22 protein-coding genes are annotated in these 20,889 nt (G+C 73.4%); 9 read left to right on the forward strand and 13 right to left on the reverse strand.

The window, feature by feature from the left end; genetic code table 11:
• The first annotated feature begins 236 nt into the window (after positions 1-236).
• Positions 237-950, forward strand: a complete 714-nt coding sequence (locus tag ACWGKU_RS16135; RefSeq protein WP_452178628.1) for a class I SAM-dependent methyltransferase — start codon at positions 237-239, stop codon at positions 948-950.
• A 30-nt stretch (positions 951-980) separates the two neighbouring features.
• Here ACWGKU_RS16135 and ACWGKU_RS16140 read toward each other — a convergent pair whose 3' ends face one another.
• Complete coding sequence (locus ACWGKU_RS16140) at positions 981-1,472, reverse strand: MarR family transcriptional regulator (RefSeq protein WP_452178629.1); 492 nt, start codon at positions 1,470-1,472, stop codon at positions 981-983.
• Between the two features lie 99 nt (positions 1,473-1,571).
• Here ACWGKU_RS16140 and ACWGKU_RS16145 point away from each other — a divergent pair, with 99 nt between their 5' ends.
• Entirely contained in the window at positions 1,572-1,955 is a 384-nt protein-coding gene (locus ACWGKU_RS16145) for a tautomerase family protein (protein ID WP_452178630.1), read from the forward strand.
• A gap of 467 nt (positions 1,956-2,422) precedes the next feature.
• On the forward strand, positions 2,423-3,190 hold the full coding sequence (locus ACWGKU_RS16150) for a hypothetical protein (RefSeq protein ID WP_401054705.1): 768 nt from the start codon (positions 2,423-2,425) through the stop codon (positions 3,188-3,190).
• A 158-nt stretch (positions 3,191-3,348) separates the two neighbouring features.
• On the opposite strand, the gene ACWGKU_RS16155 is transcribed toward ACWGKU_RS16150, so the two are convergent.
• Both ACWGKU_RS16155 and ACWGKU_RS16160 read right to left on the reverse strand, forming a co-directional pair.
• Positions 3,349-3,912: a GNAT family N-acetyltransferase gene (locus ACWGKU_RS16155; RefSeq protein ID WP_401055161.1), complete on the reverse strand. Its 564-nt coding sequence runs from the start codon at positions 3,910-3,912 to the stop codon at positions 3,349-3,351.
• A 64-nt stretch (positions 3,913-3,976) separates the two neighbouring features.
• On the reverse strand, positions 3,977-4,867 hold the full coding sequence (locus ACWGKU_RS16160) for a LysR family transcriptional regulator (protein WP_452178638.1): 891 nt from the start codon (positions 4,865-4,867) through the stop codon (positions 3,977-3,979).
• Between the two features lie 79 nt (positions 4,868-4,946).
• On the opposite strand from ACWGKU_RS16160, the gene ACWGKU_RS16165 reads away from it, so the two are divergent.
• Complete coding sequence (locus ACWGKU_RS16165; RefSeq protein ID WP_452178631.1) at positions 4,947-5,678, forward strand: CTP synthase C-terminal region-related (seleno)protein; 732 nt, start codon at positions 4,947-4,949, stop codon at positions 5,676-5,678.
• Positions 5,679-5,788: 110 nt separating this feature from the next.
• Here the strand turns inward: ACWGKU_RS16165 and ACWGKU_RS16170 are convergent, their stop codons facing one another.
• Positions 5,789-6,343 (reverse strand): GNAT family N-acetyltransferase, encoded by a 555-nt coding sequence (locus ACWGKU_RS16170; protein WP_452178632.1) that lies wholly within the window; start codon positions 6,341-6,343, stop codon positions 5,789-5,791.
• A gap of 102 nt (positions 6,344-6,445) precedes the next feature.
• Between ACWGKU_RS16170 and ACWGKU_RS16175 the strand changes: the two genes are divergently transcribed.
• Positions 6,446-7,663, forward strand: coding sequence for a sensor histidine kinase (locus tag ACWGKU_RS16175; RefSeq protein WP_452178633.1), 1,218 nt, complete (start codon positions 6,446-6,448; stop codon positions 7,661-7,663).
• A gap of 74 nt (positions 7,664-7,737) precedes the next feature.
• Here the strand turns inward: ACWGKU_RS16175 and coaE are convergent, their stop codons facing one another.
• Together coaE and ACWGKU_RS16185 are read right to left on the reverse strand one after the other, a co-directional pair.
• Complete coding sequence (coaE, locus tag ACWGKU_RS16180; RefSeq protein ID WP_401046817.1) at positions 7,738-8,337, reverse strand: dephospho-CoA kinase; 600 nt, start codon at positions 8,335-8,337, stop codon at positions 7,738-7,740.
• A 119-nt stretch (positions 8,338-8,456) separates the two neighbouring features.
• Positions 8,457-9,098 (reverse strand): MBL fold metallo-hydrolase, encoded by a 642-nt coding sequence (locus ACWGKU_RS16185; protein WP_380545528.1) that lies wholly within the window; start codon positions 9,096-9,098, stop codon positions 8,457-8,459.
• Positions 9,099-9,160: 62 nt separating this feature from the next.
• On the opposite strand from ACWGKU_RS16185, the gene ACWGKU_RS16190 reads away from it, so the two are divergent.
• Complete coding sequence (locus ACWGKU_RS16190) at positions 9,161-9,592, forward strand: MarR family winged helix-turn-helix transcriptional regulator (protein WP_401046821.1); 432 nt, start codon at positions 9,161-9,163, stop codon at positions 9,590-9,592.
• On the opposite strand, the gene ACWGKU_RS16195 is transcribed toward ACWGKU_RS16190, so the two are convergent.
• Together ACWGKU_RS16195 and rpsA are read right to left on the reverse strand one after the other, a co-directional pair.
• Positions 9,575-11,929 (reverse strand): MMPL family transporter, encoded by a 2,355-nt coding sequence (locus tag ACWGKU_RS16195; protein WP_452178634.1) that lies wholly within the window; start codon positions 11,927-11,929, stop codon positions 9,575-9,577. The genes ACWGKU_RS16190 and ACWGKU_RS16195 overlap by 18 nt on opposite strands.
• Before the next feature lie 208 nt (positions 11,930-12,137).
• The gene (rpsA, locus tag ACWGKU_RS16200; protein WP_049653883.1) at positions 12,138-13,628 is read right to left on the reverse strand and encodes a 30S ribosomal protein S1; all 1,491 of its coding nucleotides are present in this window, start codon (positions 13,626-13,628) and stop codon (positions 12,138-12,140) included.
• A 413-nt stretch (positions 13,629-14,041) separates the two neighbouring features.
• Between rpsA and ACWGKU_RS16205 the strand changes: the two genes are divergently transcribed.
• The gene (locus ACWGKU_RS16205; RefSeq protein WP_380545534.1) at positions 14,042-14,920 is read left to right on the forward strand and encodes a class I SAM-dependent methyltransferase; all 879 of its coding nucleotides are present in this window, start codon (positions 14,042-14,044) and stop codon (positions 14,918-14,920) included.
• An 8-nt stretch (positions 14,921-14,928) separates the two neighbouring features.
• On the forward strand, positions 14,929-17,439 hold the full coding sequence (gene hrpB, locus ACWGKU_RS16210; RefSeq protein ID WP_452178635.1) for an ATP-dependent helicase HrpB: 2,511 nt from the start codon (positions 14,929-14,931) through the stop codon (positions 17,437-17,439).
• 154 nt (positions 17,440-17,593) lie between these two features.
• Here hrpB and ACWGKU_RS16215 read toward each other — a convergent pair whose 3' ends face one another.
• The 5 genes from ACWGKU_RS16215 to ACWGKU_RS16235 form a co-directional block, all read right to left on the reverse strand.
• Positions 17,594-17,722, reverse strand: coding sequence for a DUF397 domain-containing protein (locus ACWGKU_RS16215; protein ID WP_401054921.1), 129 nt, complete (start codon positions 17,720-17,722; stop codon positions 17,594-17,596).
• A gap of 101 nt (positions 17,723-17,823) precedes the next feature.
• A complete protein-coding gene (locus tag ACWGKU_RS16220; protein ID WP_401054922.1) occupies positions 17,824-18,252 on the reverse strand; it encodes a DoxX family protein in 429 nt (142 codons plus the stop codon).
• Positions 18,253-18,314: 62 nt separating this feature from the next.
• Positions 18,315-18,464 carry a hypothetical protein gene (locus ACWGKU_RS16225; RefSeq protein ID WP_401054923.1) on the reverse strand — a complete coding sequence of 50 codons (150 nt, stop codon included), beginning with the start codon at positions 18,462-18,464 and terminating at the stop codon, positions 18,315-18,317.
• Between the two features lie 68 nt (positions 18,465-18,532).
• Positions 18,533-19,000 carry an NUDIX domain-containing protein gene (locus ACWGKU_RS16230; protein WP_452178636.1) on the reverse strand — a complete coding sequence of 156 codons (468 nt, stop codon included), beginning with the start codon at positions 18,998-19,000 and terminating at the stop codon, positions 18,533-18,535.
• Entirely contained in the window at positions 18,987-19,718 is a 732-nt protein-coding gene (locus ACWGKU_RS16235; protein ID WP_401054925.1) for an XRE family transcriptional regulator, read from the reverse strand. The genes ACWGKU_RS16230 and ACWGKU_RS16235 overlap by 14 nt, the downstream gene beginning before the upstream one ends.
• 709 nt (positions 19,719-20,427) lie before the next feature.
• Between ACWGKU_RS16235 and ACWGKU_RS16240 the strand changes: the two genes are divergently transcribed.
• Positions 20,428-20,856, forward strand: coding sequence for an ATP-binding protein (locus ACWGKU_RS16240; RefSeq protein ID WP_452191458.1), 429 nt, complete (start codon positions 20,428-20,430; stop codon positions 20,854-20,856).
• Positions 20,857-20,889 lie beyond the last annotated feature (33 nt).

A 20,889-nucleotide genomic window follows, 5' to 3' on the forward strand; every position in this document is an offset into this window, starting at 1 on the left:
TGTGGCCCTCGAATCCCGTACGGCACTTTTCCCGGCGGAATTCCAGCACGCCCCCCAGGCGCCTCTCCCCACCCTGAGAAAACGCCCTTTCCCGGCCCGGGGCGGGGGTGGCGCCACGCGCCCGCCCGGGCCCGGAACACCTCTGCCGAACCGTGCCCCGGCGGCCCCAACAGCCCACCGCACAGCGGCTTTCGCGCCCGGGGCGCCCGCCCGCCGGACGGCCTACGCTCGGCGGAATGAACCGTACGATCCGCACCACCGAAGACGTCCTCGCCCTCCTCGACGGCCTTTTCCCGCCGGCCGAACCGTTCTGGGACCGGTTCTACGCGGACCGGTCCGCCGAGCGCCCGTTCTTCACGCCGAAACCGGACGAGAACCTGGCCTCCTACCTGGACCGCGGCCTGCTCGCCCCCGGCCGGGCGCTCGACCTCGGCTGCGGCGCCGGCCGCAACGCCGTCCACCTGGCCTCGCTCGGCTTCGAGGTGGACGCCGTCGACCTCTCCGCCACCGCCGTGACCTGGGCCGAGGAGCGCGCCCGCGAGGCCGGCGCGGGCACCGGCCTGCGGTTCCACCGGGCGAGCATCTTCGAGGCCCGGCTCCCCCACGCCCACTACGACCTGGTCTACGACTCCGGCTGCCTGCACCACCTCCCGCCGCACCGCCGGGTCAGCTACCTGGCCCTGCTCGACCGGGTGCTGGCACCGGGCGGGCACTTCGCCGTCACCGCCTTCGCGGCCGGCGCGACGGGCTCCGAGCGGACCGACGAGGAGCTCTACCGGCTCGGCGCCCTGGAGGGCGGCCTGGCGTACTCGCCGGACGAACTCCGCTCGCTGTTCCGCGAGTTCACCCCGCTGGAGATCCGCCCGATGGCCGCCCAGGGCCCCGGATCGACGCTGTTCGGCGTCCCCTTCCTCCTCACCGCGCTCTTCCGCCGGGCTCCCGGCCGCTGACCGGCCTCCCGCCCGGCGCACCGGCCGCCGTCAGTCCCGCTCCCGCCCCACCGCCGCCTCGTACGCCAGCAGCGTGTCCACCACCAGGCGCCGCTGCGCCGCGTCGAGCGGCCCGAGGGCCGTGCGCCAGGCGACGGCCCCCGGGGCGAGCCAGGCCTCGATGGCGGGCAGCCGGGCGGGGGCGATCGCGACGATGCGGCGCCGGCGGTCGGCCTCGTCCTCGCGCCGTTCGAGGATGCCCTGCCGGCTGAGGTCGCCGACCATCAGGCTGACCGTGGTGGGGGCGACCTCCAGCCGGGCGGCGAGGTCGTTCACGCCCATCGGTCCGTCCAGCAGCAGGCAGGCCAGCAGCGACAGGTGGCGGGGCGCCAGTGCGAGGCCGCGCAGCGGCTCGGGGACGGGGATCCGCTTGGCCCGCCCGACCAGCCGGGGCATCAGCAGCAGCATCGACCGCACCGCGTCGTCGAGCCCCGCCCCGGTCGACGACGGCGTGTTCCGCGATTCCCCTTCGGCCGTTGACATCGCACACCCCTCCTCAGTTACCTTTGACATCAAAGCTGTTTTATGTGCAAAGCGAACCCGTCAGCCCATGGTACGAACCGAGCCGAACGGAGCTCCACCATGCCGCACCTGAGCCTGCACATCCGCGAGGAGTCCCTCGACCCCGAGGTCGAGCGGGCCCTCATCGCCGGCCTCACCGAGGCCGTCACGTCCGTCTTCGGCGAACGGGTCCGCCCGCTGGTCGCGGTCGAGCTGATCGGGGTCCCCCAGCGCCGCCGGGGCATCGGCGGACTGCCGACCGAGGAGGTCGCACCGGTGGTCCTGCTGAGCCTGCGGGAGGCGGCCTACCACCTGCCGCAGGTGCCCGACGCGCCCGCCCGTCTGGTCGCGGCGGCCACCGCGGCGATCACCGGTGCGCTCGGCGAGGCCGTCGGACGGCAGACCGTGGTCACCCTCGACGGCGTCCCGGCGGGCCGCTCCGGGATCGGCGGCCGGGTCGCCTGACCGGGGCCGCCCGCGGATCCGTCGCACGGCACCGCGCACCCGCCCCCACCAGCCCGGATGCGCCGCCCCGGCCCGCGCACGGAGGCGGTCGCGCGCCCCTGGAACCCTCCGCGCCCCGCCCACCGCACCCCTCCGAGCCCGGTCACATTCACCCCATGAGCCCCACCAGTCCCAAAGGGAATCCGGGCCTCCGGCCGGAACCCGGCTTTGCGACCGGCGGTCCGGTGGCATAGGTTTCGACCGCCGTCGACACACCATCGACCCTGACCGGCCATCAGTCACGGGGCGGACAGCGGGGCGAGGGGCCAGGCGGCCGCATGCACAGGGGAGGAGCTGCCATGCCGCAAGCCCGCGACCACGGGTCGACCGGGCGGCGGGGACGGACGGACGGCGCCGCGCACCAGCGGCCCACGGCCGGTGCGCGCCCGACCCCCGCCCACGCCACCGGACATCCGAGGAACCGTCAGTTGCGCACCACCAGAGTCGTCACCGCCACCGCCGCAGCCCTCGTCTGCCTGGGCGCCCTCAGCGCCTGCGGGCCGGACAACGGCAGCCAGGACGCCAACCCCGCCCTCCCCGCCGCCACCACCGGGCCCAGCGTCAACCCCAACAAGCCCAGCGGGTCCGACAAGGGCATCCCGGACAAGGCCTGGATGGACACCAAGAGCATCCCGATGGACGAGAGTTACCACTACACGCCGCTGGCGGCCAACGCCAAGCAGCTCTCCGGCCAGGTCCAGTTCAAGGGCATGGAGCTGTGCCGCGCCGCGGTCGCGAAGGACGACGAGCCGCTGTTCACCGGCACCGCCTCCGCCCGGGCCTCGGTCGGCTTCGGCGGGGACCGCTGGACGGCCGAGCAGACCCTGCTGTTCCACGGCGACCCGACCCGCAGCAGCGGCGCCAAGCAGAGCACCAACCTGGCCGAGGGGCGTCTGACGGAGGCGCTCAAGTCCTGCGCCAAGACCGCGCCCGGCGCCACCGTGAAGGTCGACAGCGCCCCGGACGCGCCCTACTTCGCCGCCGTCCTGACCGTCCCGCAGGCCGACGGCAGCACCGTCACCCTGCACGAGTACGTGGTCAGCGACGGCGGTGCGGTCAGCGAACTGGCGGTCTGGGCCACCACCAAGGCCGGCGCCCAGCCCAAGGACGCCTGGAAGGCCCCCGAGGACAAGTACGTCGGCACCGGCATGACCGCGCCGATGTGCGAGGCCCTCCCGGGCTGCGACGGGCACTGACGCCCGACGGGCCCTGACAGGCCGCGGACGGCCGGCGCCGCCGGCGCCCGCGGCGCCCCGCAGACGGCCGCCCGGCCCGTCCGGAACAGGGGACCGGACGGACCGGGCGGCTCCTTCGGGTCCGCTCCCGGGGCCCGGCCCGCGGGCCGGGCGGCCGGTCAGCCCCGCAGGACCGCCAGTTCGACCTCCCGGCCGGTCCCGCCGCCGGGCACCGGCAGCGCCACCCCGGACGGCTCGAAGCCGGCCTTGCGGTACATCGCCTCGGCCCGGGGGTTGTCCTCGTGGACGAACAGCCGCACCCGCTCCACCCGGGGCTCGGTGAGCGACCACGCCCACTCCTGGACGGTCCGGATCAGGTCGAGCGCCAGCCCGGTGCCGCGCGCCCGCGGCCGGACGTAGACGCCGACCACGTGCACCTGGTCGACCTCGACGACGTCGCCCTCCAGGGCCCCGTCCCCCCCGGACCGCTCGACCACTCCGGTCATGGAGCCGAGCCAGGTCCCGTCCTCGGCCTGCGCGACGAACTGCGCCACGTGCGGGTCCGTCGCCGCCCGGGTCGTGCGGTCCCGCCAGAACTCGTCCGGCTTGGCGACGGCCTGCTCGTGGGTCTCCAGGAAGGCCACGGCCGCGACCGGGTCCAGCAGCGCGTCCAGGCGGGTGTCCCTGAGCTGCTGCCACTCGTCGGCCCGCACTCGTCTGATGATCGTCGTACTGGTATTCATCGCGTGATGATGTCATCGGCACCGGCGGCCCGCGCAACCGAATTCGGCGCCTCCGACGGGCCGCTCAGGCCCGGGACCGCGCCAGCAGCCGCGCCAGCAGGGCCGCCGGCCCCTCCGGCAGGCTGCCGTGGACGAGTTCGGTGCGGTGCACCAGCCGGGGCGCGGCGATCGGCGCGTACCCGACCCCCGGTGCCGCCGCGAGCACCGGTTCGGGCAGCAGGGTGAGCCCGTGCCCGGCCACGACCAGCGCGAGCAGTCCGTGCACGTCGGTGCCCTGGTAGCGGGTGGCGGGCCGGAAGCCGTCGACGCCCGTGGCCGCGCGCAGCCGGGCCGCCGTCGGGGTGAGGTCGGGGGCGTCCAGCCAGCGGGCGGCGGAGAGGTCGGCGAGCGCGAGGCCGCCGCGGCCGGCCAGCGGGTGGCCGAGGGGCAGCGCGACGGCGACCGGCCGCTCGGCCACCGCGACGGTGCGCAGCGGGCCGACGTCGGGCAGCGGCAGCGGGTCGCTGGGCGCGGCCAGCCCGTCGATCAGGGCGAGGTCGACCTCGCCGGTGGCGACCTGGGCGGGCAGCACGTCCTGGGCGAGGACCCGGACCACCGGCTCCGTCAGCGGATGGGCCCGGCGCACCTCGCCGAGCGCACGCCCCAGGGTCGCCCCGACCGCCAGCGGGGTGGCCCCGAGCACCAGCCGGGCGCTCGGGGCGCCGGCCAGGCGCGCGACGTCGGCGCGCGCCGCCTCCAGCCGGACCAGCAGCGGTGCGGCGTGCTCCAGCAGCCGCCGCCCGGCCGCGGTCGGGCCGACCGGCCGACGGGACAGCAGTGTCGTGCCGAGGTCCGCCTCCAGCGCGGCGATCTGCTGGGAGACCGCGGACTGGGTGTAGCCGAGCTCCCGCGCCGCCTCCGAGAAGGAGGCGAGGCGGGCGACGGTGACGAAGGTGCGCAGCTGCTGCGGGTCCACGGCGGTCATCAACCGATCTGATCGATACTTAAGGAATCATCGTTGGCGCTGATCTCGGGTGCGGGGTCAGGATAGCCGCATGACCTACCTGACCCCGCGGATCGCCCTGGTCGGCGACCGCTCCCCCGCCGTCCGCTCGCACGCCCGGATCCCGGGCCTGCTGGCCGCCCTCGCCGAGCACGACCACCTCGTCCTGGACGCCTACTGGATCCCGACCGGGGACGCCGCCGCACCCGGCGCCCTGGACGGCTTCGACGCGGTCTGGCTGCTGCCCGGCAGCCCCTACCGCAGCGAGGCCGGCGCGCTGGCCGCCGTCCGGGCCGCCCGCGAACGCGGCATCCCCTTCCTGGGCACCTGCGCCGGGTTCCAGCACGCGGTGCTGGAGTACGCCCGGAACGTCTGCGGCCTGGCCGGGGCCGTCCACGGCGAGGAGCACCCGGAGGCGGAGCAGCAGGTGATCGCCCCGCTGGCCTGCTCACTGGTCGGCCACGAGGGGGCCGTCGCGATCACCCCCGGGAGCCTCGCCGAGCGGGTCCTCGGCGCCACCCGCACCCAGGAGCGCTACCACTGCGCGTACGGCCTCAACTCCGCCTACCTGGACCGGCTGACCGCGCACGGCCTGCGGTTCAGCGGCGCGGACGCCTCGGGCGAGGTGCGGGTCCTGGAGCTGCCCGGACACCCGTTCTTCCTGGCCTCGCTGTTCCAGCCCGAGCTGTCCGGCGACGGCACCCGGGCACACCCCATGGTCCGCGCCCTGGCCCGCGCCGCCGTGGCGCACGCGGACTCCACGGCGGCGGTGGCGAGCGCCTGACCCGACGCCGCGGCGGTGTCGACCACCCGGCCGGACCCCACGGGCCGCGACGAGCGCCCGGCCCGGCGGCGCACCGGCGGCGGCCCCGGCCGGGGCGCCCCGAGCCCGCCTCACATCGGCAGCGACCGCAGCCGCACCGGCCCCTCCGGCCACCCGGCCCCCGGTGCCAGCGGCGCCCACATGGTGCGCAGCGGCATCTCCGCCAGCCGTCCCTCCGGCTGCTCCACCGTCACCCCCTCCGCCACCTCCCGGAACCCGAGCCCCCGGTAGAACGCGGCCAGCGGCGGTCGGCAGAACAGCAGCGCGTACCGGTGGCCGAACGTGCGCGCGTGGTCGAGGGCGGCCCCGACCACGGCCCGCGCGAGGCCGCTGTGGCGCCGGTCGGGCGCGACGCAGACCCCGCCGACGCCCATGGCGGTCAGGTCGGTGCCGCCCACGGTGAGCGGCAGCGGCAACAGCCCGGTGTGGGCGACCAGCCGGCCGTCGGCGGCCCGGACACCGAAGTGGATCTCCTTGGGCAGGAAGGTCAGCCCGGTGTGGGCGACGCCGTACGGGTCCTCCCCGGGGCCGAGGATCTCCTCCTGCTCGGCGCGGCCGTACTGCGCGAGCCGTTCGACCACCGGCGGCCCGGCGGGGTGCGGCCCGGGCGAGAAACGATCATCCATCCCGCCATGCTCTCCTCCTGCCAGGGCCTTTAACCAGTCCCTTCCCAGCCACTCGGTCCGACGGCCGTCCCGGTGCCGCGCCGCTGTGGCAGCATGCCCCTCATGCAGCAGCCCACCGACCAGGCGGCCGCCGACCTCGCCGCACCGCTGCCCGGCCCGCCGCTGCACCTGCCCCGCCCGGTCCGCGCCCTCGCGCCGACCGCCCTGGTGCTGCTGGTCCTCGTCCCCCTCGCCGCCAACGACCCGGACGTGGGCCCGACCGCCTCGCCGGGGACCAACGCGGGCCTGATGGCGCTCGGCGCGCTCGCCCTGGCCCTGCGGCGCCGGCACCCGGCCGCGGTCGCCGCGGTCACCCTGCTGAGCGGCCAACTCCCGCTGGCCGTCGCCCTCTACGGGCTGGCCGCGCGGCGCGGCCGGACCGCGCCGGTGTACGTCCTGGCGGCGCTGGCCGGACTGCGGCTGCTCGTCCCGTTCGACCTCGGGGACGTCGACGCCCCGTCCGAGCTCGCCAACCTGATCGAGGACCCGCTGGTCTTCGGCGCCGTGCCGCTCGCCCTCGGGCTGACCTCCCACCAGCGCGCCCGCACCGTCGCCGTGCTGGCCGAACGCAACCGGCTGCTCGGCGAGCGCAACCGGCTGCTGGAGGAGGCCCGCCGGCACGCCGAGGAGCGCGCGGTGGCCGCCGAACGCGCCCGGCTCGCCCGGGAGATGCACGACGTGGTGTCCAACCGGGTCTCGCTGATCACCCTGCACGCGGGCGCCGGGCAGGTCGCCCGGGCCGAGGACCCGGCCGCCGTCCGGGAGACCCTCGGCCTGATCCGCGCCCTCGGCCTCCAGGCGCTCACCGAACTGCGCGGCCTGCTGGGCGTGCTGACCACCTCCGCCGAACAGGCGCCCTCGCTGCGCGGGCTGCCCGCCCTGGTCGAGGAGTCCCGGCTGGCCGGACTGGCGGTCGGGCTGACCGTCAGCGGACCGGACGAGGGGCTGCCCGACCCGGTGCCCGCCGTGCAGTACGCGGCCTACCGGATCGTCCAGGAGGCGCTGACCAACGCGCACAAGCACGCCCCGGCCGCCGAGGTGGCCGTCACCGTCGAGGTCGCACCGGACGGGCTGCGCCTGACGGTGGTCAACTCCCCCGCCGCCGACGGGGACGCCGAAGCCGCCGGCGGGCGGGCCGATCACCCGGAACTGCCCTCCGGCGGCCACGGCCTGCACGGCATGCACACCCGGGCCGGCGACCTCGGCGGCACCCTGCACGCCGGGCCGACGCCCGAGGGCGGCTTCGCCGTCCGGGCCCGGCTGCCGCTCGGCGCCGCCTGAACGGAGAGGCGCTGCCCGAACGGAGAAGTGGCGCCCGATCGGAGAGGTGCCGCCCGGGCCGGGCCGGGCCGGCGTCAGACCGTCGCGCGCCGCGCCAGCTCCGCCCAGACCTCGTCCACCCGCGCCTCCAGCTCCGCCAGGCCGCCGCTGTTGTCGATCACCAGGTCCGCGATCGCCAGCCGGTCCTCCCGCGAGGCCTGCGCGGCCATCCGGGCCCGGGCCTCCTCCTCGGCCATCCCGCGCAACCGCACCAGCCGGTCCAGCCGCACCTCGTCGGCCGCGTCCACCACCACGACCAGGTCGTACAGCGGCGCCAGGCCGTTCTCGGCCAGCAGCGGCACGTCGTGCACCACGACCGCGTCCGGCGCGGCCGCCGCCTCCAGCTCGGCGGAGCGGGCCCGCACCAGCGGGTGGACGATCGCGTTCAGCGCCTTCAGCCGCTCCGGGTCGGCGAACACGACCGCCCCGAGCGCCGGACGGTCCAGCGCGCCGTCCTCCCGCAGCACCTGCGGTCCGAACTCGGCGACCACGGCCGCCAGACCGTCCGTTCCGGGGGCGACCACCTCGCGGGCGATCACGTCCGAGTCCACGATCACCGCGTCGCGCGCGGCGAACAGCCGGGACACCTCGCTCTTGCCCGCGCCGATGCCACCCGTCAGTCCGATCTTCAGCATGGCGTCAGGCTACCGGCGCGGCACCGGGCCCGTCAGTACGGGCCACGGACGAGGAGCACCGTCGGCACGGGCCACCGACGAGGAACACCGTCCGCACGGGCCACCGGCGGGCACGGCCGTCAGCCCAGCTCCAGGCTCTCGCCCTCCCCCAGCACCGTCAGCTCCGCGCCCGTGCCCGGCCCCTGCGGCCCGACCAGCCGGGTCTGCACCGCGAAGCCGATCGGGCTGAGCACCGCCTCGTGCACCGGCACCGCCTGGCGCGGCCCGGCCTCCCGGACGTAGTCGATCACCTCGGAGGCCTTGCTCCAGGGCGCCGCGAGCGGCAGCAGCAGGGTGTCCACGGCGTGCGGCGGCACGGTGAACGCGTCACCGGGGTGGAACAGCCGGCCGTCGAAGAGGAAGCCGATGTTCTGCACCCGCGGGATGTCCGGGTGGATCTCCGCGTGCCACTCGCCGTGCACCGAGACGCCCAGCCCGCCGATCTCGAAGGCGTCGCCCTCGCCGACCGCCTCGATCCGCTGCGCCACGCCGTCCAGCTGGGCGGCGACGGCCCGGTTGGTCCACACCCGCAGGGCCGGGTCGGCCTCCAGCGCGGCGCGCAGCCGGGACTCCTCGAAGTGGTCCATGTGCTCGTGGGTGATCAGGACGGCGTCCGCCCCGGCCAGTGCGGCGGGGTCGGTGAACGATCCCGGATCGACGACGACGGTGGTGCCGCCGTGCTCGACGCGTACGCAGGCGTGTCCGAACTTGGTGATTCGCATGGCAAAAACCATACAGCAATGCTGTACAGCCTTGCTGCATGAATTGCCGATAGACTTCTCCCATGCCCAGCGAAGCCCCGCACCCGGACACCCTGGAACTCGCCGCCGACCTGCGCGCCGCCCTCGGCACCCTGGTCCGCTCCCTGCGCACCGACGACGAACTGCCGCAGAACCAGGCCGCCGTCCTCGGCCTGCTGGTCCGCGACGAGCTCTCCTGCACCGTCGCCGAACTCGCCGCGCTCCAGCGGGTCCGCCACCAGTCGATGGCCCGCACCGTCGCACTGATGACCGAGGCCGGGCTGGTCACCCAGCAGCCCCACCCCACCGACGGCCGCAAACTGCTGGTCGCCGCCACCGAGGCCGGCCGCGACGCGCTGCTCGACCAGCGCGCGCGCCGCGAACACCTGATCGCCACCGCGATCGAGTCCCGCCTCGACCCCGCCGAACAGGACCGGCTCCGCTCGGCGGTCGACCTGCTACGCCGGCTGGGCTGAACCCACCAGACCCTTGGGCACACCGCCCCCGGACCCGACAGCCTCGGATCCGGCACTCTCGGACCCGACGCCGTCCGACCCGACGGCCTCGACCCCGACGCCGTCCGACCCGGCACTCTCCGACCCGGTCCCGGCGCGCGGCACCGGGAGCACCGCCGGCTCGATCTCCGGCAGGTCGACGTGCTCGCTCAGCCCGAACCGCCGGTGCAGCCGCCGCAGCGGGCCGGGCGCCCACCAGTTGAACTCGCCGAACAGGCTCATCGCGGCGGGCACCAGCAGGCAGCGCACCAGGGTGGCGTCCACCGCGACGGCGACGGCCAGCGCGATGCCCATCTGCTTGACCATCAGCATGTCCCCGAGCGCGAACCCGGCGAAGACGATCACCATCAGCAGCGCCGCCGAGGTGATGATCCGACCGCTGCGCTGCACGCCCAGCTCCACCGCCCGGACACAGTCGTGCCCGCGCAGGGTCAGCTCCCTGATCCGGGAGAGCAGGAACACCTCGTAGTCCATCGACAGCCCGAAGGCGAAGGCGAAGACCAGCACCGGGATGAAGGTCTCCAGCCCGCCGGTCGGGCTGAACCCGAGCAGCCCGCTGAACCAGCCGTCCTGGAACACCAGGGTGAGCGCGCCGAGCGAGGCGCCCAGCGAGAGCAGGTTCATCAGCAGCGCCTTGACCGGCATCACCACCGAGCCGGTCATCAGGAAGAGCAGCACCAGGGTGCCGACCGCGACCAGCCCGAGCGCCCACGGTCCGCGCGAGAGCAGCTCGTCCTGGAAGTCCACCACCGAGGCCGCGCCGCCGGTGACGTAGGTGGTCAGCCCGCCGCGGTCGGCCCGCAGCTCCTCCACCACCTGCTTGGCCTGCCCGCCCTGCGGGTCCCCGTGCACCAGCACGTCGATCGTGGAGACCGCGTCGCCCACCGGCGACACCGCCCGCACCCCGCTCACCCCGGGCAGCTTGGCGACCACGTCGTCCGCGTACGCCTGCGCCACCGACGCCCCGCCCTCGACCACCACGGTGATCGGTGCGGCCGAGGCCTGCGGGAAGCGCTGGTCGATCGTCTCGGCGACCTGCCGCCCGGCCGAGGAGGCGGGCAGCACCGCGGCGCCGGAGTTGCGCATGTCGGCGTGGAGGAACGGCGCGCCGGCCGCCATCAGCAGCGCCACCGAGGCGAGGGTGACCGCCACCGCCCGCTTGCGCACCCGGCGCACGGTCCGGCTGAAGAACCCCTCGTCCGCCACGGGCGCGGCGGGTGTCCTGATCCGCGCGCCGGCGAAGCCGAGCAGTGCGGGGATCAGGGTCAGCGCGGCGGCGACGGCGATCACCACCACGCTCACCCCGGCGGCCGCCACCGCGCCGAGCACCGGGCTGGTGAAAACGAACAGCCCGGAGAGCGCGACGGCGACGGTCAGCCCGGAGAAGGCCACGGTGCGTCCGGCGGTCGCCGCGGTCCGTTCGACGGCGGCGGCGATGTCCGCGCCGTGGCCGCGTTCCTCGCGGAAACGATTCACCATGAGCAGCGCGTAGTCGATCGAGAGCCCGAGCCCCAGCACCGTGGCGATCGGCAGCACGCTGGTGTCGATGTCCATGATCCGGCTGAAACCGAACATGGCCAGCAGCGCGCCGCCCACCGAGGCGACCGCCCCGATCACCGGCAGCGAGGCCGCCGCCAGCCCGCCGAAGACCAGCACCATGACGATCAGCGTGAGCGGCAGCGTCACGATCTCGCCGAACCGGGTGTCCTTCTCGGTCTGCTGCTTGACCTCCTGCTGGAGCACCAGGTCCCCGCCGACCGTGACATGGGCGCCGCCCGCCCCGTTCAGCGCGGCGAGCCGCTCGGTGACGGCGTCGGTCTGGGCGGTGCTCGCGGTGTCGGCCATCCGCACGGTGACCAGGCTCGCCGTCCCGTCGGCGGAGCGCAGCGCGGCCGGCGCCGGGCCGGAGCCGTACGCGTCGAGCGCGGAGGAGACCCCCGGCAGGGCGGCGATCTCGGCGGTGGCCTTCTCGACGGCGGCCTTCACCGCCGGATCGTCCACCAGCCTGCCGTCCACCACGGCGGTCACAGTGCCCTTGGCCGGGTCGGCCGCGGCGACCACCGCACTGCCCCGGTCGGCCTCGGCGCTGGCGGAGGAGGCCCCGGCCACCGAGCCCTCGAAGACGCGTCCCCCGATCAGGACCCCGACCACCAGGACGACGGCCCACAGGCCGAGCACCCAGCGACGGTGGCGGAAGCAGAACCGGCCGAGGGCCGCGAGCCGGCCGCCGACCACGGCGGTGGGGGCGGAGGCAGAGGCGGAGGTGGGGGCGGGGGTGGCGAAAAAGGGGTTTCGCATGAAGAGCCTTTCGGGCAGCTCCCCTCAATCTAGGTGCAACCCGAACTCCGGCCTATAGATGGGCAATGAGCCTCATCTCACACTTTCCTTCACATAAACCACACATAAGTCAAAGCGTGATAAGTCATGGCGAAAAACGAAATGGGCCCCACCCGGAAATCCGGGTGGGGCCCACCGTCTAGCTATCGGCTAGCGGGAAGCGAGAGCCTCAGCTCTGGCCACCGGCCAGCTTCTCGCGCAGAGCGGCCAGGGCCTCGTCGGAGGCCAGGGCGCCCGAGCCCTCGTCGCTGCTGGACGAGTAGGAACCACCGGCGGCAGCGGCGACGGCGTCGCCACCCTCCTCGGCGGCCTGGGCGTCGGCCTCGCGGCTCTTGATGACCTGGGCCTGGTGCTGCTCGAAGCGGGACTGCGCCTCAGCGTACTGGCGCTCCCACTCCTCGCGCTGCTTCTCGAAGCCGGGCAGCCAGTCGTTCGCCTCGGGGTCGAAGCCCTCCGGGTAGATGTAGTTGCCCTGGTCGTCGTACGAGGCGGCCATGCCGTACAGGGTCGGGTCGAACTCGACCTCGGCCGGGTTGGCACCCAGGGCCTCGTTGGCCTGCTTCAGCGACAGGCTGATGCGACGACGCTCAAGGTCGATGTCGATGACCTTGACGAAGATCTCGTCGCCGACCTGGACGACCTGCTCCGGGATCTCGACGTGGCGCTCGGCCAGCTCGGAGATGTGGACCAGACCCTCGATGCCCTCGTCCACGCGGACGAACGCACCGAACGGAACCAGCTTGGTGACCTTACCCGGGACGACCTGACCGATCTGGTGGGTCCGGGCGAACTGCTGCCACGGGTCCTCCTGGGTCGCCTTCAGCGACAGGGAGACGCGCTCGCGGTCCATGTCGACGTCGAGAACCTCGACGGTGACCTCCTGGCCGACCTCGACAACCTCGGACGGGTGGTCGATGTGCTTCCAGGACAGCTCGGAGACGTGCACGAGGCCGTCGACGCCACCCAGGTCCACGAAGGCACCGAAGTTGACGATCGAGGAGACGACGCCGGAGCGCACCTGGCCCTTCTGCAGGGTGGTGAGGAAGGTCTGGCGGACCTCGCTCTGGGTCTGCTCCAGCCAGGCACGGCGGGACAGGACCACGTTGTTGCGGTTCTTGTCCAGCTCGATGATCTTGGCCTCGAGCTCCTTGCCCACGTAGGGCTGGAGGTCGCGGACGCGACGCATCTCGACCAGCGAGGCGGGGAGGAAGCCCCGGAGGCCGATGTCGAGGATGAGACCACCCTTGACGACCTCGATGACGGTACCGGTGACGATGCCGTCCTCTTCCTTGATCTTCTCGATCGTGCCCCAGGCACGCTCGTACTGAGCGCGCTTCTTGGACAGGATGAGACGACCCTCCTTGTCCTCCTTCTGGAGAACCAGGGCCTCGATGTTGTCACCGACGGCGACGACCTCGTGCGGGTCAACGTCGTGCTTGATCGAGAGCTCGCGGGACGGGATGACGCCCTCGGTCTTGTAACCGATGTCGAGGAGAACCTCGTCACGGTCGACCTTCACGATGACGCCCTCGACGATGTCGCCATCGTTGAAGTACTTGATGGTCTCGTCGATGGCGGCGAGGAAGGCCTCCGCGTCGCCGATGTCGTTGACCGCGACCTGCGGGGTGGTGCTGAGGGAGGAGTCGGTGGGGCTCGTCATTAGGAAAAGGGCTCCGGTACGGACATGAAAGTCGTAGGTAATGCCACGCGGAGGGCCCGTATCGCTCCCACCGAAAGCCGGACAGCCAAGAACACGGCACACCGGGATTCCCGTACAACGAGAACCGGCGTCCGTCTTGCGACCGTGGGGTCTTCGACAGATGCGAGCGCGACCTGCTCCGTCCGAGGCGCGCAGGCCCGCAGCGCAACTTGTAGCATACGGGGACGGCCAGGCACGGTCAATGCCGAAGGACGGCAAGACGGTGGAGCCCGGTACGGATCAGGCCATATCCTCCGAATGCGCGCCTTGCGGCGACACCCGAAGGGGCCACGTCCCCGGATGCCACCGCCAGGATCCGGACCCTGACGGGCCGGTTCGCGGCAGCGGCGCTTCCGCATTCCATACCCTACGCGATGGGCATTGTCACCGTGGCCACCACCCCCCAGTCGGACCTGCACGATCTTGACACCTCCCCCGCGCGGGCCGAGGAGGAGGATGGCGACGACGCGATCCGCCGCGAGGCCGGCACCGGGGAGAGCAGCCGCGCCAGCCGGCACTGGTGGGACCGCAACGCCGACGAGTACCAGGACGAACACGGCGAGTTCCTCGGCGACGACCGCTTCACCTGGTGCCCCGAAGGCCTGGACGAGGCCGACGCCCGCCTGCTCGGCGAGGTGGCCGGCCGGGACGTCCTGGAGATCGGCGCCGGCGCCGCCCAGTGCTCCCGCTGGCTCGCCGCCCGGGGCGCCCGGCCGGTCGCCCTGGACATCTCCTACCGCCAGCTCCAGCACTCCCGCCGGATCGACCTCGGCCGCGGCACCGACCCCGTCGCCGTCGTCCAGGCCGACGCCGCCGTCCTGCCCTTCGCCGACGCCTCCTTCGACCTCGCCTGCTCCGCCTACGGCGCCGTCCCGTTCAGCGCCGACACCACCGCACTGATGCGCGAGGTCCACCGGGTGCTGCGGCCCGGCGGGCGCTGGGTGTTCTCGGTGACCCACCCGATCCGCTGGGCCTTCCCGGACGAGCCCGGCGTCGAGGGCCTCACCGCGGTGTCCTCCTACTTCGACCGCACCCCCTACGTCGAGCAGGACGAACAGGGCCGCGCCACCTACGTCGAACACCACCGCACCCTCGGCGACCGGGTCCGCGAACTCGTCACCGCCGGCTTCCGGCTGGTGGACCTGGTCGAGCCCGAGTGGCCGGCCGGACTGGAACAGGAGTGGGGCGGCTGGTCCCCGCTGCGCGGGCGGCTGATCCCCGGCACGGCGATCTTCGTCACCGAGCGGGGCTGAGCCCCTCCATGAACCCGGCCTGGCGCGAACTGCCCGTCCGCACCGCCCTGCCCGCCCTGCACCGCGCGTTGGACGAACACGGCACCGCCGTCCTCGCCGCACCGCCCGGCACCGGCAAGACCACTCTGGTGCCGCTCGCCCTGGCCGGACTGCTCGATCCGGGCGGTCCGGTGCGCCGGGTGCTGGTCGCCGAGCCCCGCCGGCTCGCGGTACGGGCGGCCGCCCGGCGGATGGCCTGGCTGCTCGGCGAACCGGTCGGCGGCCGGATCGGCCACACCGTGCGCGGCGAGCGCACGGCGGGCCCGGACACCGTGGTCGAGGTGGTCACCACCGGCGTGCTGCTGCAACGGCTCCAGCGCGACCAGGAACTGCCCGGCGTGGACGTGGTGGTGCTCGACGAATGCCACGAACGGCACCTGGACGCCGACACCGCGCTCGCCTTCCTGCTCGACGTCCGGGCGGCACTGCGGCCCGAACTGCGGCTGGTCTGCGCCTCGGCCACCTCCGACACCGAGGCCTGGGCCGAACTGCTCGGCGGCGCGCCCGTGGTGGAGGCGCACGGGACGTCCCACCCGGTCGAGGCGGTCTGGGCGCCGCCGCCCCGCGCCGTCCGGCCCGCCCACGGCACCCGGGTGGACCAGGCCCTGCTCGACCACGTCGCCTCGACCGTCCGGCGGGCCCTGAACGAGCGCGACGGCGACGTGCTCTGCTTCCTGCCCGGCGTCGGCGAGATCGCCCGGGTCGCCGGGCAACTGGGCGGCGTCACGGCCGAGGTGCTGCAACTGCACGGCCGCGCCCCGCAGGCCGTCCAGGACGCCGCCCTCACCCCGTCCCCTTCACGGCGGGTCGTCCTCACCACCGCCGTCGCCGAGTCCAGCCTCACCGTGCCGGGCGTACGGGTCGTGGTCGACGCCGGACTGGCCCGCGAACCCCGCACCGACCACGCCCGCGGACTGGCCGGGCTGGTCACCGTCCGGGCCTCCCTCGCCGCCGCCCGCCAACGCGCCGGCCGCGCCGGACGCGAAGCCCCCGGCACCGTCTACCGCTGCTGGAACGAGGCCGAGGACGCCCTCGCCGCCCGCTTCCCCACCCCCGAGATCGCGCTCGCCGACCTCACCCCCTTCGCTCTCCAGGCCGCCTGCTGGGGCGACCCGGACGCCACCGGCCTCGCCCTGCCCGACGCCCCGCCCGCCGGGGCGATGGCCGCCGCCCGACAGACCCTCCAAGCCCTCGGCGCCGTGGACGCGGACGGGCGGGCCACGGCCCGCGGCGTCCGGCTCGCCCGCACCGGACTGCACCCCCGGCTCGGCCGCGCCCTGGTCGACGGCGCGGCGGCAGTCGGTGCGCGGCGGGCCGCCGAGGTGGTCGCGCTGCTCTCCGAAGAACCGCCGCGCGCGCTCGGCGACGACCTCGGCGCGGTCTGGCGGACGGTCCGCTCCTCCCGGGACCCCTACGCGGGCCGCTGGCGCGACGAGGTCCGCCGCCTCCTGCGCGGCGCCGGCTCCGAACCCGCCACCCAGCTCTCCGACGGCGCCGCCGCCGGCCTCGTCGTCGCCCTCGCCTTCCCCGAACGCATCGCCCGCGCCCGGGTCGACAAGCCCGCCCCCGGCGAGCGCAGCCCGTACCTGATGGCCTCCGGGACGGCCGCCGAACTCGCCCCCGGCACCACGCTCGGCGCCGTGCCCTGGCTCGCCGTCGCGGTCGCCGACCGCCCGGCGGGGTCGCACTCGGCCCGGGTACTGCACGCCGCGGCGCTGGACGAGGACACTGCTCTGGTCGCGGGTGCGGCGCTGCTGACCGCTCGTGAGGAGGTCCACTGGGACACCCGGCGCGGCGAGGTCGTCTCCCGCCGGGTGGAGTCGCTGGGCGCGATCGAGCTCGCGGAGAAGCCCCTCAACCGCCCCGACCGGGCGCTCGTCCGCGCCGCCCTCCTCGAAGGCCTCACCCGCGAGGGCATCAGCACCCTGCTGACGTTCCCCTCTGGCCTTCGCGAACGCCTCGCCTTCCTCCACACCGCCCTCGGCACCCCCTGGCCCGACGTCAGCGACGAGGCTCTGCTTGAGCGCGCCGACGAGTGGCTGGAGCCCGAACTCTCCCGCGCCCGCCGCCGCTCCGACCTCGCCCGGATTGATACGACGGCCGCCCTCCAGAGGCTCCTCCCCTGGGCCACCGGCGAGGCAGGCCGACTGGACGACCTCGCCCCCGAACGCATCACCGTGCCGTCAGGATCGAAGATACGAGTCGACTACACCACCGAACGCCCGGTGCTAGCGGTCAAGTTGCAAGAACTCTTCGGCTGGACCAAGACTCCCATCCTGGCCGGAGGACGCGTTCCGCTGACCATCCACCTGCTCTCCCCCGCCGGCCGCCCCGCCGCCGTCACCGGTGATTTGGAGAGCTTCTGGCGCGAGGGCTACCGCGCCGTCCGCGCTGATCTCAGGGGTCGTTACCCCCGCCACCCCTGGCCCGAAGACCCGACCACAGCCGAACCCACCCGCCGCACCAACACCCGGAAATAGCGACGGAAGACCCCACTGCCCATCTGGGCAGTGGGGTCTCGGGCAGCTCGCACGGTGCGCCAGACGTCGCCGAACTCGCCGTCTCGAACGGCTGCAACGAACGACCGCCATGCATCGGCGCGGAAGGCCAGGGCAGGACCTCGGGGCCTTGGAGTCACAGACGGGGACGATGCCGGGCCATCCTGTCGGATGCCTCGATGCACTGTCCGCCGTTGCTGCTGTAGCTGGACTTGAAGTGCAGGGCGACCTCCAGGCCGCCGTCGCCTCCTTCGTAGGCAGCCATACCAATCGAGGACACGGCCCCTCCGTCTCCCGTATGACCCGGCTCAAGCCCAGGGCGCCGCGACGCCGGCCCTCTGCTGACGGACCCCTCCAAGCACCAGGTCAGCGCGAGCGGCCGAGCAGCGCGCCCGTCTCCGCGCGCCGGTTCCAGGCGATGACGGCCAGCGGCACCATGAAGAGGAACGGGGTCCCGGCGTTCTCGCCGTGCATCGCGGTGAGCTGGGTAACGAACGCGAACGACAGGAAGACGATCAGCGCCGTCGCGGCCGGCCCGGCCAGCCGGCGGACCAGCAGGCCGACCGCTCCGGCCAGCTCCACCAGTCCGGTCAGGTACATGAACCAGTGGCCTGCACCGATGGCGTCGAAAACGGTCGTGGCGGCGGGGAGCGCGAGCAGCTTGGGCAGCGCGCTGGCCAGGGCGAAGAAGAGCGCGAGCAGGATCCGCAGCGTCCAGACCACCCGGACCACGGCCTTGCTGGACTTCGCGGCGGTGGCGGTGGTCGTGGTGGCGGCGGTGGCGGTGCTGGACATTTCAGGTCTCCCTGGTCGGCTGTCGTTGCTTTCCCAGGTTTGACCGCCGCCACCGCCTGAACTCATCGGTCCCGGGAGAAGAAGTCTTCCGGCAGCCCCACTCCCAGCGCCAGCAGCTCGCCGACGGTCTGCCGCCCACGGATCAGCCCGGCCCGATCGCCCTCGACCGTGACCTCCGGGATCAGCGGTCTGGAGTTGCAGTTCGACGACATGCTCGCCCCACATGCGCCGGTGTCGTGGAAGACCACCAGGGTTTGCGTAGCCGAACAGCGAGCGGTGGCTAGCGCACCACGGGGATCGTCCCGGAGCGCCAGTCGGCCAGCCGCTTGCGGATGCTCGGCAGCATCGGCAGCCCGTCCGTTTCGGCCGGGGTGAACCACGCCACCTCGTGGGACTCGTCGGACACCCGCAGCTCCCCGCCGAGCGGGCGTCCGAGGAGGCAGATGGAGAACTCCTGGCGGACCTCGCCGTCGTCGTAGGCGAAGACGTGGCCGGGGTCGGTGTAGGTGCCGACGATCCCGGTGATCTCGACCTCGATGCCGGTCTCCTCGCGGGTCTCGCGGACACCGCACCCGGCGAGCGACTCCCCGATGTCCATCCTGCCGCCGGGCAGGGCCCACATCCCGTTGTCGGTACGTCGCTGGAGCAGAACGCGGCCCGTATCGTCGACCACGACCACGGACGCGGCCGGGACCAACGAGTTCGCCTCGGGGGCGTTCGGGTCGTCCTGGTAGTCACGCCTGGACATGATCCGCCACCTCCGTTGCCGGGATCGCCCATACATCACGCCCGTTCGCCCACAAGTCTTCGACGTGACCAGCGAAGCGATCGAACACACCATCGTCCTGGGCTCGCCTGAAATGCATCATCGGAGCGTCGTGGCCGATCCTACCGGGCAGCAGTGGTGTGACGATCATGTCGTCGTCGAAGCGGAAGACGCTGAGTGAGACGTGTGCGGTCTCATATCGCGCGTCAATCGACGTGTCCCGCAGCTTTGCCAGTTCAGACAGGGTGACCTCAATCCGGGTCGACAGACTCAGTGGGACGTCCTCCTCCAGCTCACGCCGACAGGTGACCGGGTGTCCGGGCTCGCCAAGGATGAAGCGGATGCGAACTCCAGCCGCCGCCTTCTGCCGAAGCAAACTGCCGAAGTTCGCGTGCTCAAGCCACAGGAAGTAGTTGGTGTACCCAGCGAACGTCAGTTCCCGGGTTGCCCCCTTCATCAGCTGACGCCACAGCATGGCCGGCGCCGCAGACCGGTACGGATACATCTGCACCAGCTCCCGATCCGGCCCCGACTTCACCAGCTGCTGTACGGACGGCCAGAGCACGGTTTCCTCCTCGCCGAGGGCCCGGCTGGCCGCTGAGCGGTGTCGGGCATGCGGCTCGCGCGAGGGGTTCGCGAGCCACCGGTCGACGGTCTTGGGGTCGACACCGCACACACGCGCGAGCTTGGACGAGGTCATGTTGGCACGGGCCATTGCGTCACGGAGTGGGCTGTTCACCGACTGGCCTTCCACATTAGGGACGTTTCAAGGTCTATCAGTCAGACGTCCCAAATGTCCCGCAAACGCGGTATGACGTCCCGTCAGGCTGCCCGACGATTCGAGCGTGACAGATGCCGCGCCGCCCACCCGCACCCAGCGTGTCCCTTCCGCGCTACCCGACCATGACCAGTACGGCCGTGTGCAGGGCGTCATTGACAGCCTCCTCCACATGGACTTGACCGTGCTGGGTCGTCTGTCAGAACACGGGCGGTCGGGCCCAGCTTCGCCACCATCCCACACCGTCCGCTCCTGCTGGTACCCAAAGGCTCCTGGCTTCGCCCATAGGGAGGCTGTCGGCTCCATTCACGGCGGACCTGCACGTCGCCGGGGCCTCACTCCTGATACAGCGCCCCGTCCGCATCCGCGGCATCGGCCCTGACCGCGCCCAGTCCCTCACCACTGCGGTGGCCCGCCACGACTGCCGACGCCGACATGACGGCCGCCCTCTCCCCTTCCAGGGCGTCCCGGTCCCGGGAGGCTGATCAAGGCCCCGGCCAGAGGCAGATCCCAAAGACCGGACCTCCAAAGCCGCGGTCCGGACCTTCGCTTCAGCAGCAGTCGCCCACTGCCCCGAGCTCGTCGCACTCCATTCGCATGCCCCCTCTCCGTCCCTTCGAGGTACTCCCCCGTGTTCACTGCCCGTCGCCCCCGCATGTTCGTCGCGCGCCTCGACTCCCGTACCGAGTCCACGCCGCTGGCCCGGTACTTGCTCCGCGCGTACCTCTCCGCCCTCCCCTCCGGCGACCGGTACTCGGACACCGCCGAACTGTTGCTCGGCGAGTTGTTCGCCAACGCCGTCCAGCACTCCGACGCCTCCGACGACTGTCACATCGAGGTCCGTTTCACCGTCACCGGCTCCCGTCTGCGCCTGGAAGTCCACGACGCCGGCACCGAACACCCCACCCTCCACGCCCCGACCCCCGACGACGAACACGGGCGTGGCCTGCTCCTCGTCAACGAACTCGCCGAACGCTGGGGCAGCGCCAACCGCCCCGGCGGCATCGGCAAGTTCGTCTGGGCGCTTGTCGCCCCCACGCCCGTCCTCGTCACCGCCTGAAAGCACAGCCCCCATGCACCTCACCACCCTCGC

This window comes from Kitasatospora sp. NPDC054768 (assembly GCF_053612025.1).